The 13380-nt window shown below is 42.3% G+C and carries 12 protein-coding genes and 1 other RNA gene; 7 read left to right on the top strand and 6 right to left on the bottom strand.

The annotated features are described in order from the left end of the window. The first annotated feature begins 47 nt into the window (after positions 1-47). On the top strand, positions 48-1742 hold the full coding sequence (locus ACNORC_RS10430) for a sodium:solute symporter family protein (RefSeq protein ID WP_418335580.1): 1695 nt from the start codon (positions 48-50) through the stop codon (positions 1740-1742). Between the two features lie 51 nt (positions 1743-1793). Here ACNORC_RS10430 and ACNORC_RS10425 read toward each other — a convergent pair whose 3' ends face one another. From ACNORC_RS10425 to ACNORC_RS10415, 3 genes are all read right to left on the bottom strand, one after another. Beyond that, entirely contained in the window at positions 1794-2639 is an 846-nt protein-coding gene (locus ACNORC_RS10425) for a DUF2911 domain-containing protein (protein ID WP_418335579.1), read from the bottom strand. An 87-nt stretch (positions 2640-2726) separates the two neighbouring features. Next, positions 2727-3440 carry a 3-deoxy-manno-octulosonate cytidylyltransferase gene (gene kdsB / locus ACNORC_RS10420; RefSeq protein WP_418336161.1) on the bottom strand — a complete coding sequence of 238 codons (714 nt, stop codon included), beginning with the start codon at positions 3438-3440 and terminating at the stop codon, positions 2727-2729. A 76-nt stretch (positions 3441-3516) separates the two neighbouring features. Beyond that, positions 3517-4947 carry an ATP-dependent DNA helicase gene (locus ACNORC_RS10415; RefSeq protein WP_418336160.1) on the bottom strand — a complete coding sequence of 477 codons (1431 nt, stop codon included), beginning with the start codon at positions 4945-4947 and terminating at the stop codon, positions 3517-3519. Between the two features lie 124 nt (positions 4948-5071). Between ACNORC_RS10415 and ACNORC_RS10410 the strand changes: the two genes are divergently transcribed. The 4 genes from ACNORC_RS10410 to ACNORC_RS10395 are packed head-to-tail and all read left to right on the top strand — an operon-like array spanning position 5072 to position 7455. Further along, positions 5072-5722 (top strand): hypothetical protein, encoded by a 651-nt coding sequence (locus tag ACNORC_RS10410; protein ID WP_418335578.1) that lies wholly within the window; start codon positions 5072-5074, stop codon positions 5720-5722. Further along, positions 5706-6536 (top strand): DUF3822 family protein, encoded by an 831-nt coding sequence (locus ACNORC_RS10405; protein WP_418335577.1) that lies wholly within the window; start codon positions 5706-5708, stop codon positions 6534-6536. The genes ACNORC_RS10410 and ACNORC_RS10405 overlap by 17 nt, the downstream gene beginning before the upstream one ends. Further along, positions 6533-7066 carry an RsmD family RNA methyltransferase gene (locus ACNORC_RS10400; protein ID WP_418335576.1) on the top strand — a complete coding sequence of 178 codons (534 nt, stop codon included), beginning with the start codon at positions 6533-6535 and terminating at the stop codon, positions 7064-7066. Before ACNORC_RS10405 ends, ACNORC_RS10400 begins: the two co-directional genes overlap by 4 nt. 8 nt (positions 7067-7074) lie before the next feature. Next, a complete protein-coding gene (locus ACNORC_RS10395; RefSeq protein ID WP_418335575.1) occupies positions 7075-7455 on the top strand; it encodes a hypothetical protein in 381 nt (126 codons plus the stop codon). Here the strand turns inward: ACNORC_RS10395 and rnpB are convergent. Then, positions 7454-7782, bottom strand: an RNA gene (gene rnpB, locus ACNORC_RS10390) — RNase P RNA component class A. The genes ACNORC_RS10395 and rnpB overlap by 2 nt on opposite strands. Before the next feature lie 147 nt (positions 7783-7929). On the opposite strand from rnpB, the gene ACNORC_RS10385 reads away from it, so the two are divergent. Beyond that, entirely contained in the window at positions 7930-9801 is a 1872-nt protein-coding gene (locus tag ACNORC_RS10385; protein ID WP_418335574.1) for a DNA polymerase III subunit gamma/tau, read from the top strand. Between the two features lie 3 nt (positions 9802-9804). Continuing rightward, the gene (locus ACNORC_RS10380) at positions 9805-10386 is read left to right on the top strand and encodes a MiaE family protein (RefSeq protein WP_418335573.1); all 582 of its coding nucleotides are present in this window, start codon (positions 9805-9807) and stop codon (positions 10384-10386) included. Here the strand turns inward: ACNORC_RS10380 and ACNORC_RS10375 are convergent. Both ACNORC_RS10375 and ppk1 read right to left on the bottom strand, forming a co-directional pair. Further along, entirely contained in the window at positions 10373-11281 is a 909-nt protein-coding gene (locus tag ACNORC_RS10375; RefSeq protein ID WP_418335572.1) for a Ppx/GppA phosphatase family protein, read from the bottom strand. The genes ACNORC_RS10380 and ACNORC_RS10375 overlap by 14 nt on opposite strands. Positions 11282-11292: 11 nt before the next feature. Further along, complete coding sequence (gene ppk1, locus ACNORC_RS10370; protein ID WP_418335571.1) at positions 11293-13380, bottom strand: polyphosphate kinase 1; 2088 nt, start codon at positions 13378-13380, stop codon at positions 11293-11295.

The raw sequence follows: 13380 nt of genomic DNA, 5'->3' as shown, positions 1-13380 counted from the left end.
CGTTTATATTTTTCTTTTTTACCTGCTAATGACCTATTTCACCTGATATGCTGCTAATAGACTGGATCATTCTTATTGGTACGCTGGTGTTCATTGTGGCCTATGGCTCGTGGAAAACGAAGGGTAGCAAAAACGTGCAGGATTACATTCGTGGCGGTAATGAGGCGCAGTGGTGGACCGTTGGCCTTTCGGTCATGGCAACACAGGCCAGTGCCATTACCTTTTTATCAACGCCCGGCCAGGCTTTTCACAGCGGAATGGGCTTTGTGCAGTTCTACTTTGGGCTCCCCATTGCCATGGTGATCATCTGCCTTGTGTTCATCCCTATTTATTATCGGCTCGAAGTATATACCGCCTACGAATACCTTGAAGGCAGGTTCGACCGAAAAACCCGAACTCTGACAGCACTTTTGTTCCTGGTCCAGCGCGGACTTTCTGCCGGAATTACCATTTTTGCTCCGGCCATCATACTTTCAGCAGTTTTGGGATGGAACCTGACCACGCTTAATGTTATTATCGGCGTTCTGGTCATTATTTATACCGTATCCGGCGGAACGAAGGCTGTAAATGTTACCCAAAAACAGCAAATGGCGGTTATTTTCTTCGGAATGGTCACCGCTTTTATTTTGATCATCCAGTATTTACCCGAGGAGATCAGTTTTACAAAGGCCCTGGAAATAGCCGGAACAAGTGGAAAGCTGGATGTTTTAAATTTTTCTCTGGATCTGGATAACAGATATACCTTTTGGAGCGGAATTATTGGAGGAACCTTTCTTATGCTCTCCTACTTCGGAACAGATCAGAGTCAGGTGCAGCGATATCTCTCCGGAAAATCGGTGCAACAAAGTCAGTTGGGACTTATTTTCAACGGACTGCTGAAAGTGCCCATGCAATTCTTCATCCTGCTGGTTGGGGTGATGGTCTTTGTTTTTTACCAGTTCAATTATTCCCCTCTGAATTTCAATCCGGCGGCGACCAAAGCAGTTTCCGAATCTCAATATCAACCCGAATATCAAAAGTTGCAGGACGACCTGAAGGAGATACAAAGCGAGAAGCAGGAAAAATCCTTACTGTACGCCCGTGCCGCTGATTTCTCTACAGCCGAAAAAGATAAATTCCGAGAGGAAATGCTTGATCTCAATGCTGCAGAGATCCAAAAAAGAGAAAAAGCTGTTGAAATTATTTCACAGGCTGATGAGACCGTAGAAACAAATGATAAAGACTACGTTTTCATTCACTTCATCCTGAACAATTTGCCCCGGGGATTAATTGGATTATTGCTGGCAGTGATCCTTTCAGCTGCCATGTCTTCCACCGCATCAGAACTTAATGCGCTGGCTTCAACCACCGTGATTGATCTATACAAAAGGAATGTGGGGCAGCGTTCTGAAGAACATTTTGTAAAAGCATCAAAATGGTTCACTCTGGGGTGGGGAATCCTTGCAATCCTGGTGGCCAGCATAGCTGACCTTTTTGATAATCTGATACAACTTGTAAATATTATCGGATCCATTTTTTACGGGAACGTACTGGGAATTTTCCTGCTGGCGTTTTTCATCAAATATGTAAGAGGTCATTCAGTATTTATAGCTGCTTTGATCACCCAGGCCATTATTATCGGGATTTACTTCCTCGATATCATGCCTTACCTCTGGCTGAATTTTACCGGGTGTGCCCTGGTGATGAGCATTGCCGTGTTATTGCAGGTTTCAGGAAACAAAATAATTGCCTTGAGAAAGTAAAATAAAAAAGCGACCCAAAAAGCCGCTTTTTCAATGTCTAAATATCCGTGATTATTTTCCTCCCCATTCTTTAAGGGATTCTTTATTCATTTTCACATAGTCCTGGTTACCGGCCTTTTCAGCGGCTGCCATGGATTTTTTTGCGGTCTCAATGGCTTCTGCTTTTTTACCGAGATCAGCCTCAATAAGTGCTTTTCTTCTTAAAACCCAGTAGGCATTAGGATCTCCCATTTCTACAGCTTTCTTGATCCAGGTATACGCCTGTTGCAAGTCTTTTTTCTCATCGTGATAATAGGTCGCGGCAGCAAAATAATCACCTGCAGAAGGACCATTCATAATTTTTTGGATACTGCTCATGGCCATTTCATCGGTTGGAACTTGAAAGTCCAGAGTAGCGACCGTGTTTTCCCATATAAAATTAAGGGCAGCTGAGTCATTTTTGAGTTCATCTATTAGTATAGTGAAGGTTTCCATGTCCATGGGCATTTCCTGCACCCTTGCAGTTGTCTTCAATGCCACTTTACTCTCGTCCCAATTCTGAGGCAGTCCCCAGTTATTGGAGTCTTTATAGAAGATCACCTCCCATTTGTCCTGCTGCGGAATGGTATAAATTGCATAGGTTCCTTTCGGAAGTTCTTTACCATCAATAGAAACCTTGGTATCAAAAGAAATAGTGGTGTTGCTGTTAGCACCTGTTCTCCACATCTGGCCATAAGGAACAAGTCCGCCAAAAATTTCACGGCCCTTCATCCCGGGACGGGAATACTTTAGAGTTACGTTGGAAAGCCCTACCTGTTGCTCAACAGTAGCCGAAGGGCTGGGTGCCGGTGTTTGGATCTGTGCCGAAAGACTAAGGCTAAAGAGCCCTGTAAAAAGGAAAAGAAATACGTTTTTCATAATTGTTATAGTTGGTTTTGACCAAATATAGTTAAATAGGTGGCGATTTTTTAACTTCTTCACCAAACTATAACATTAAAAGGCTTTTCAGGAAAGCAGTTGTCTTGCCCGCTCAAGATCTTCAGGCGTATCGATACCCACTCCTTTTACAGTGGTTTCTACCATTTTAATATTCTTCCCATATTCGAGATACCTGATGGCTTCGATCTTTTCCGAAGCTTCCAGTTTTAGCATGGGTAGTCGCTGAAAATCGAGCAATGCCTGTTTCCGGAAGGCATAGATCCCGATGTGTTTGAACCAGGTTACGCCGGCATTCTCGTCCCGTGGATACGGAATTGGGGAACGGGAAAAATACAGTGCAAAATCCTCTTTATTGGTAATTACCTTAACGTTGTTCGGGTTTTCCACATCTTTCCAGTCCTGAAGCGGCGCCTTTAGAGAAGCCAGGTCGATCTTTGCCGCATCTTTTCCGCGGAAAACTTCCAGCACTTTTACCAGGCTTTCCTTATCGATCATAGGTTCATCGCCCTGAACATTGACCACGATATCCACGTCCATTTCCTCCACAGCTTCGGCAATTCGATCACTTCCACATTCATGCTCCTTTTTGCTCATGATGCCTTTTCCGCCATTTTCGGTAATTTCAGAATAGATCACTTCGCTATCGGTAACTACATAAACCTCCTGAAAAAGTCCCGTATTCTTTGCTGCCTCATAGGTGCGCAGGATCACGGTCTTTCCATTGAGGTCCTGCATGAGTTTCCCCGGAAATCTGCTGGCCGCATATCGTGCCGGAATCATCGCGATAATTCTAAGTGGTGAGTTGTTCAAATCTTTTTCAGTTTAAAATAAGGACATTCAAAAATACCATTTTTCGCTAATCTGCCGGGGCGAAAAAATCATCTTTAAAGCCAATGAGGTACAACTTATTTTGAGCCCGGGTAACAGCAGTGTATAACCAGCGCAGATAATCTTTATCGATCCCGTTTGGAAGATATGGCTGCTCCACAAAAACGGTATGCCATTGCCCACCCTGCGATTTATGACAGGTCATGGCATAAGAGAATTTGATCTGGAGCGCATTGAAGAATTTGTTATTCTTCACTTTTAAAAACTTCTTGTATTTGGATTTCTCGTCTTCATAATCTTTCATCACCTCCTGGTAAAGCTGATTGGATTCATCATAAGTAAGGGAGGGATTGTTGCTTTCCAAAGTATCCAGCAACACAACAGTCTCAAAAGGTTGCATTTTTGGATAATCTACCATCTCTACCTTCACTTCAGCAAAACGGAATCCGTAAAGTTCTTTGATCGAGAAGATCTCCAATACCTTTATAATATCACCATTTGCAATAAAGCCGGCTTCACTATTCGGTTTTACCCAGAAATAATTGTTCTTGACCACCATAAGATAATCGCCTGCCGAGATCTCTTCCTCCTGAAAAAGGATGCGTTGCCTTATTTGTTGGTTATAGAGATTGGCCCTTTTATTAGATCTAACAATAATAGTGGTGTCTTCGTGACCAAGGTTGCGGTAGGAATCTTCGATAGCTTCCATTATTTCGTAGCCGTCCACCAGCCTTATCACATCCTTTTTTTGCGTAAGCTCAAAGCGGAAGGATTCATAGAATTCCTCCCGTAAAGCTTCTCTAATATGAGTTGCATTTAGCAGGATATCACTTTCCTCACTTTGTCGCACCACCTCGTCAAGTTCGATATGCGTAACCTCTTTTAAATAGGTATTCTGCAGTTTCTGTTCTTCCAGTGCAGGGCTGACTTCCAGTTTTACCGGGGGCAACTGTGCGGTATCACCAATCAGGACAAGCTGGCATTTATGGCCCGAATAAACATATTGTATAAGATCATCCAGGAGAGAACCATTTTCGAACATCTTCGCGTCATTATTGACATCGGGTATCATCGAAGCCTCATCAACAATAAAAATGCTGTTGCGATGTTTATTTGGCTGAAGCACGAATTGAACACCCGAACCTCCTTTTTTCTTCGGAAAATAGATCTTCTTGTGAATGGTAAATGCCTCTCTTCCGGAGTAATTCGAGATAACCTTGGCTGCTCTTCCGGTAGGCGCCAGAAGAACTCCGCTCTTCTTTACTTTCCAGAGATTCTTTACAAGTGAACTGATAATGGTGGTCTTACCGGTACCGGCGTACCCCTTCAGAAGAAAAATAGAATCTTTCTTTTCATCAACTACAAAGGAGGCTAATTGTTGAAGGGCAATATCCTGCTTTACTTTGGCTTCAAATTTCAGGTCTTCAAGCAACAAATTGTAAAAGCTGGCAACATTCATTTTATCCATAAGCAAGATCTCCTCAGACCTCAAAGATAGCAAGGTTTTTTTCGGAAGAAACTTTTGCGAATAAAAAAAAATTGTAGATTTGCGTGGAACACTTAATAAACTTAAACTGCAACGCATGAGACTTGTCATTCAGTTAGTTCTTTGGATCGTGATTATCTTCCTGGGATACCTGGTTTTTAATTCGGTCTATGAACCTATTCAATTTAATAAAGTTAAAGAGGCAAGATATGCCAAGGTTATCGAAAATCTAAAGGATATTCGTGACGCCGAACTTGCCCACCGTACCGTAACCGGGAAATTCGAAGGAAACTGGGATAATCTTGTTCGCTTTATCGATACTGCACAATTCACCCTTACTCAAAGAAGGGACACTACCGTTCTTGATGAAGAATACAGAAAGACTTACGGAGTAGATAAATACAAAGAAATTGTTGTTATAGACACTTTGGGATATAAGTCTGTGAAAGATTCTCTTTTCAAAGGTACTGACAGATATAAGACAATGATGAACGTTCCAATTAAAGGTGTGGATGCCAAATTCGACCTTAATGCCGGAACCATCATGAAAAATGACACCAGAATCCCGGTTTTTGAAGCTAAAATAGCTAAGGAAGTAATTCTACAGGACCAGGACAAGGATCTTGTTTCCCAGGAAGAGCAGGTAGTTTCTGTTGACAATGTAAACGGACCATTCATTAGCGTTGGTTCCATGGAAGAAGTCAACACTAGCGGAAACTGGCCGAAAGTTTATGGGGACGCTGAATAAGGAGAACGAACAAAAAAGAATAAAACTGTCCATTCAGGTTAGCCTGAATGGACTTTCTTTTTGCGCCCTGGTGCCTGAGGAAAAGCGAATTATTTTCTTCAAGGAGATCCATTTCCCCAAAAAGCTCAATCCCATTCAGGTACTTGAGCAGATCGAGAATGTGTACGAGCAGGAAAAATTTCTGCAGGAGGAAACTCCCGAAGTCATTGTTCTCTTTTCAAATGAACTTTTTAGCCTGGTGCCTCAAAAACTGTTTTCAGAAGAACAGGCTTCCGATTATCTCAAGTTCAACACCAGAATCCTCGAAACAGATTACGTGGCACAGGACCAGCTTGAAACGGCTGAAATGGTGAATGTGTACATTCCCTATACCAACATCAATAATTTCTTTTTTGAGAAGTATGGGGAATTTGAGTACCGACATTGCATTAGCGTTCTGACTGAGGCGTTCCTGGAAATGAGCGATCCCGAAGACAGGGAGGTGAAAGTTTACCTGAATTGCTATACAGGTGGTTACGATCTTATCATTATTAAAGCCGGCAAGTTATTGCTGGCAAATAGTTTCCAAAGCCGGACCAAGGAAGATTTTATTTACTATCTTCTTTTCACTGCCGAACAACTGGACCTTGACCCAACGACCTTCAGGCTTTTCCTTCTTGGTAAAATAACCCGGGATTCAGATTACTACCAGATAGCCTATACTTATGTGAAGGAAGTTGAATTTCTGGATCCGGTATTTGGATATCTTTTCTCCGGAAAAGAAGAAGTTCCTAACGGAAGAAAAAATTACGCATTACTTAAAGCACTTCAATGAGAATAGTTTCAGGAACCTATAAAGGGAAAAGAATTATTGCGCCTAAAAAACTTCCGGTAAGACCTACTACAGATTTTGCCAAGGAAGCCCTTTTTAATATACTGAACAATCAATATCATTTTTCAGCTTTAAAGGTCATTGACCTTTTTAGCGGCACCGGCAATATCTCTTATGAATTTGCTTCACGCGGTGCAGAAGAGATCATAGCTGTAGATGCACATTTTGAATGTGTGAAGTTCATTAACCGCATTTCTGACGAGCTCGATCTCCCTATTCGCACGGTAAAGAGCGATGCATTCAAATATTTAAAGAATACCGGAGAAAAAGCTCATATTATCTTTGCCGACCCTCCATACGACTTTGAACTCTCCTCTCTCGAGGAAATGGTCAACACCTGTTTTTCAAGAGAATTACTACTAGATGGCGGCTGTGTGATCATGGAACACTCAAAGAAAATTGACCTCTCGGGGTTAAAACATTTTGATGAAGCCCGCAAATACGGGAATTCAGTTTTTAGTTTTTTTCGTTAAATTAGAGAATGGCAAATTTCCGGAAGAACATTGATCTCGAGTTCACCTCTCTTGATTTCTATGATAACTATGTTATTTCCCGGTTTCGGGAAGACGTTGTACTTGGACCTACAGAACTTCAGGAACTCATTAAAGCCTGCGTTGAACAGTTTGACAGTAACAGGTTTGTCTACATTTCTAAAAGGGAAAAAAATTACAACGTAATTCCCACTATCTATTTGAATTTAAAAGAAGAGATCCAGAACCTAAGAGGGATCGCTATTGTTACCAATCGCAGTTCTACTATCAGCATGGCGAAATTTGAACAGAAATTCTCTAAAGTTCCTTATGAAATATTTCAGGAAATGGAAGAAGCGATAAAATGGGCCGAGAAGCAGGTAAAGAAATAAAAAAAGCAGACCTGTAAGCCGGATTCTGTCCCCTGATCTGCACCAGGGTCCTTATCATTTATCTGAGGTTTTTGTTACCAAAAACCTTTAGCTGCCTACCCTCCGGCAACGGACGGGCAATCCTTAACAGCCGGTATACATGGCATTGCACCGCATAGAGTTTACCTGATTTCACTACAGCATTACCTGTACATCCTTTCTGTTGCACTGGTCCTGATACCGATCTGCATCGGTACCGGTGGGTGTTACCCACTATGCTGCCCTACGGTGTCCGGACTTTCCTCCACCCCGAAACAAGTTCAGGATAGCGATAAGGCGGTCTGCTTGGCGCAAAGGTACAGTTAAAATTCCTTTTTTGACACCTCAGATAAATAGAGGTTAAAACTAAAGTCAACAGCTTTTTGTGGATAAAAACCTGCAGTAACGACCCCGCTTCAGAATTGTATTTTTATATTTGTTCTCTAAATAATTTCAATGGAACATTTTGTAGTATCGGCCAGAAAATACCGTCCTCAAACATTTAAAGATGTGGTGGGCCAGCAAGCTATTACCAATACGTTACTCAATGCCATTGAACATAACCACCTGGCACAGGCGTTGCTTTTTACGGGTCCGCGGGGAGTGGGTAAGACCACCTGTGCCCGTATCCTGGCCAAAAAGATCAACCAGGATGATAACCAGGATCCCAACGAAGATTTCGCGTTCAATATTTTTGAACTTGATGCAGCTTCCAACAACTCGGTAGACGATATCAGAAACCTGATCGATCAGGTGCGTATCCCTCCACAAGTTGGAAAATACAAGGTCTATATCATCGATGAGGTGCACATGTTGTCACAGGCGGCTTTTAATGCCTTTTTAAAGACCCTGGAGGAACCTCCAAAACATGCGATCTTCATCCTGGCTACTACAGAAAAGCACAAGATCATTCCAACCATTCTTTCGCGGTGTCAGATCTTTGATTTTAAAAGGATCACCGTTAAAGATGCTAAAGAATACCTGGGATATATAGCGGAACAGGAAGGGGTAAATGCAGAAGATGACGCCCTCCATATTATTGCTCAAAAAGCAGATGGAGCCATGCGTGATGCGCTGTCCATTTACGACCGTGTGGTAAGTTTCAGCGGAAAAGATCTTACCCGGCAGGCCGTAACTGAGAACCTGAATGTGCTGGATTACGACTCTTATCTTACTGCGACAGAACTTATACTGAACAATGATATTCCGCAGCTATTGATGCTGTATAATGAGATATTATCCCACGGCTTTGACGGCCATCATTTTATTGCCGGGCTGGCATCACATTTTAGAGACCTGCTGGTGTGTCAAAACCCCAAGACCATTGCATTACTGGAGGTAGGAGAAAACACCAAGGCCCTGTACTTTGCACAGGCTCAAAAGGCTTCTGCACAGTTTCTCCTGAAAGGAATTGAGCTTGCTAACGAATGTGACCTGCAATACAAAAGCAGCAGAAATCAACGTCTCCTGGTGGAGCTTTGTCTTATGCAACTTGCTTCCCTCACCTTTGAAGGTGAAAAAAAAAAGGATAGCTCCTTTATAATTCCGGCGACACATTTTACTAAACCTCCTGCACCTGCTCCGGCTCTCAAGCTTTCGAAAAAGGAAAAGGAAGTCATCGTAGGTAATGAATATTCACAAGGAGATTCTGCGCCCCCGAGAGAATCGCAGGTCCCAACGGCCAGACCCGAACAACAGGAAAAAGACTGTGCTCCGGCAGTAGCAGAACCCGAGCCACAACCACTGGAAAAACAGGAAGAACCTGAGGAAGCTAATTCCGAAAAAAATGTAACCTCTGAAGCTCCTTCAGCAGAACCAACTCCTGAAACAGAAGAAATCAATACAACGACTGAACCGGCTATAGCTAAAAGAACAGTTTCAGGTCTTTCCCTAAAAAGCATTCAGACGAAAAAAGAACTGGAAGCGCAAAAGAGAGAGGCCAGGAAGGAAGAGGTGATCGAAAAGAATGGAAAGTTCACCGAGGATGAAATGCAGGAAGCATGGTTTGAATTCGCCAGTGAACAGAATGAAAAAGGCGAAAAGATCCTGGCTTCCATAATGCAAACAGACACACCTATTCTAAAAGGAAAACAGATCTGGATAGAATTACCGAATGAGACCATGAAGCTGGAACTTGAAAAAGTTCAATATCACCTCATGGGGTTCATGAAGGAAAAACTGCAGAATACTCATATTCAGTTGGAAGTGAGCATCAATGAAAAAGCGGAAAGAAAATTCGCTTTTACGCCCATTGAAAAATTCGAAAAACTGAAAGAAAAAAATCCGCTGCTCGAGAAATTGCGCAGCACTTTTGATCTTGATATTTAAATTATGCTTGGTTTAAAACTTCCCACAGACCCGCGTTGGGTAAATATAGTTGAAAAGAACATCGAGGAGATCCTTACAGATCATGCTTTTTGCGAGCAAAAAGCAGCCTCAACGGCTATTTCCCTGATAGTTACACATCCTGAATATTCAGAATTAGTAACTGCAATGACGGCCCTGGCCAAAGAGGAAATGAGCCATTTTAAAATGGTGCATGATAAGCTTCTGGAGAGAGGCTATACGCTGGGAAGAGATCGCCGGGATGAGTACGTGGTAAAATTGATGACATTCTTTCCAAAGGGAGGCAGCAGAAAGACCAATCTTATCCACCGGCTGTTATATGCAGCACTTATTGAAGCACGAAGCTGTGAACGCTTTCGACTGCTTTCAGAAAACCTTGAAGACAAAGAACTCGCTGATTTTTACAGAAGCCTAATGGTAAGCGAAGCAAATCATTATACCATGTTCCTCAATTTTGCACGGAAGTATGGTGAAAGAAAGGAAGTGGATCAAAAATGGCAGGAACTTCTGGAGTTTGAAGCTGAGATCATGAAAGATCTGGGCAAATCAGAAACTATGCACGGGTAGCTTCCTCAAGAGCTTCCTGGTAAAGGGACTTTATAATACCATCCGAAAGTCCTATTTTTGGAACATATATTCTTCGGGCCCTTGTCCACTTCATTGCAGAGAGGTAGATCTTCGCGGCAGGAATAATAACGTCTGCCCTGTCTTGATTCAGGTTTAACTGCGTGATCCTTTCCTCATAAGTGAAAGACTGGAGAAGCTGATAATAGGAGCTCAGGTACAGAAAACTCAATGGCTTTCCGTTTGCTTTTCCACTACTCTTAAAAATGTTGTTGATGTTTCCACCCGAACCAATGAGGTCAATGCGGGTAAAATCTTTGGTTGCCGATCTAACCCAGTCTTCAGTTTCTTTCCAGACTTCATCGGATACCATGTTCTCCAGCAACCTTACAGTACCCAGTTTAAAGGACCGGGAAGCTATAGTCTTACCGTTCGAATATAATGTGAATTCAGTGCTACCCCCACCCACATCAACATACAGGTAAGTTTTGTCAGACTGAATTAGTACATGAAGATCTGTAGCCGCGATAATGGCTGCTTCGTCATTACCGTCAATGATGTTGATCTTTACTCCGGTTTCGTTCTCGATCATTCGTGCCACTTCTTCTCCATTTTCAGATTCCCTCATGGCTGAAGTAGCACAAGCCCTGTATTTTTCTATGCGATGAGATTTCATCAACAGCTTAAAAGCCTGCATGGTATCGATCATCCTGGTAATATTGTCCTGGGAGATCTTTCGGGAGATAAACACATCGGCACCAAGCCTGATCGGGACCCTGACCAGACTGGTCTTCTTAAATAACGGATCGCGATCTTCCTGTTCGGTCACCGTTGAAATAAGAAGTCTTACGGCATTTGAACCTATATCTATGGCAGCATATTTCTTTTGTACGATCAAACCTTAGTCTTTTATATTTTCTTCTCGTAATATTCATAAAGCGCAAACTGCGATCGCAGTGGCGGTTTATTATTCCTCCTGTAGGCATTATCCTGTTTAATGGAAATCACCCGCGCTTTTACATTATCTCTCCAACAGATCTCAAAGGTCTCCATCAATTCCTGTTGAATATCGGCATCATAAATAGGACAGCTTATCTCCACCCTGTAATCCATGTTCCTGGTCATCCAGTCAGCTGATGAAATGTAGACCTTAGGAGTTCCTGCATTCTCGAAAATGAAAATTCTTGGATGTTCCAGGTATTTATCAACTATGCTTATCACTTCAATATTTTCACTCATGTCTTTCACACCGGGAATCAAACAACAGATCCCGCGAACGATGAGTTTCATTTTCACTCCTGCCCTGCTTGCCTCATATAATTTATCGATAAGAGCAAAATCGGACAGGCTGTTAAGCTTGAGACGAATTCCTGAAGGTTTCCCTTCTTTCGCATTATCGATCTCTGTCTGAATCAGCTTCACAAGGGCCGTGCGAGTATAATGCGGCGAAACAATAAGGTATTTATACCGGCTCACTTTATAATTTACCTCAAAAAAGTCAAAAACTTTATTGACTTCCTTTAGAATATTCTGGTCACTGGTATATAAAGTAAGATCAGAATAAACCCTTGCTGTGGATTCATTCAGGTTTCCGGTGCTTACAAAACCGTACCTACGGACCTTTCCATTCTCAAGGCGTTCAATGACACAGGCTTTAGAATGCACCTTGAGTCCTTTTACTCCAAAAATGAGGTTTACACCTTCCCTTTGCATTTGTTCGGCGTAATTAATATTTGCCACTTCATCAAACCGTGCACGCAGTTCTATCTGAACGGTTACTTTTTTACCATTTTTGACAGCATTGATTAGGGAACTGGCAATATGTGAGATCTTCGCCAGTCTGTAAATGGTGATCTTAATGGACTTTACATTAGGATCTAAAGCCGCTTCGCGTAAGAACTTGACGGTATAGGAAAAGGTTTGATATGGAGTGTGAAGCAAATAATCCTTCTTCGCTATTTCTTTAAAAAGACTACCCTGAAGCACCAACCCCGGAATTGGCAATGGCTCGATCTGCCCGTATTGAAGTTCTGCACTTCCCAGGCTTGGAAAGTTCATATAATCCCTGCGATTGTGATATCTCCCTCCCGGAATAATACTGTCTGTGGCATCAATGCCCATTTTCCGCATGAGGTATTGAAGGGTGTCCTGCTCAATATTCATGTCATAGACAAACCGCACCGGCTCTCCTTCTACCCTGTCCTTAACGCTGGCTGAAATTTTTTCAATAAATGATTTGCTCAGGTCACTGTCAATATCCAGTTCGGCATCCCTGGTAATTTTGATCATATGAGCAGTAATACTCTCATATTCAAAAATGTTAAAAATGGAATGCAGGTGATACCTAATAAGGTCATCTAAAAGGATAATATACTGTTTATCTCCTTCCTTCGGAAGCACCACAAAACGTTCAATACTCCGAGGGATCTCAATAAGAACATACTTCTTTTCCTTGAGAGGCTTGTTGACCAGTTGGGTTTTTTCTTTTTGTGGCGCCGGCTCCTTCATGATCATTTTTACAGCGAGATAAGCCGCACTGTCTTTGAGTCGTGGCAATTCGGCAAGATCGTTCAAAACAATAGTAACAAGGGCCGGGCTTACCTTCTGAAGGAAAAAATTCTTTAAAAATGGCTGCTGATGTTTCTTTACCTGCTTTTCATTGATGATAAAGATGTTGTGGTCCCGGAGCTTGTTCTGAATAGTCTCCAGAATATTCAGGCTCTCACTTTGCTGATTGATCACGATCTGGGTGATCTCCTCTAAAAGTTGGTTGGCCTTGATCCCGCCCAGCACACTTTTCCCTCCTTTTCCGGCAAGGTCGATACGTTTAATAGTGGCGTAGCGGACTTTAAAGAATTCGTCCAGATTATTCGAAAAGATCCCTAAAAACCTCAGTCTTTCTATCAAAGGGACTGTCTTATCTGCTGCTTCCTGTAATACCCGGGCGTTGAACTGCAGCCAACTAAGCTCCCTGTTGATATAACTGTTTTTTTCCAT

This window comes from Salinimicrobium soli, assembly GCF_048323655.1.
Classification (GTDB): Bacteria; Bacteroidota; Bacteroidia; order Flavobacteriales; family Flavobacteriaceae; genus Salinimicrobium; species Salinimicrobium soli.
The sequence above is the reverse complement of the archived record's forward strand: the minus strand, read 5'-3'. Positions and strand labels throughout refer to the sequence as shown.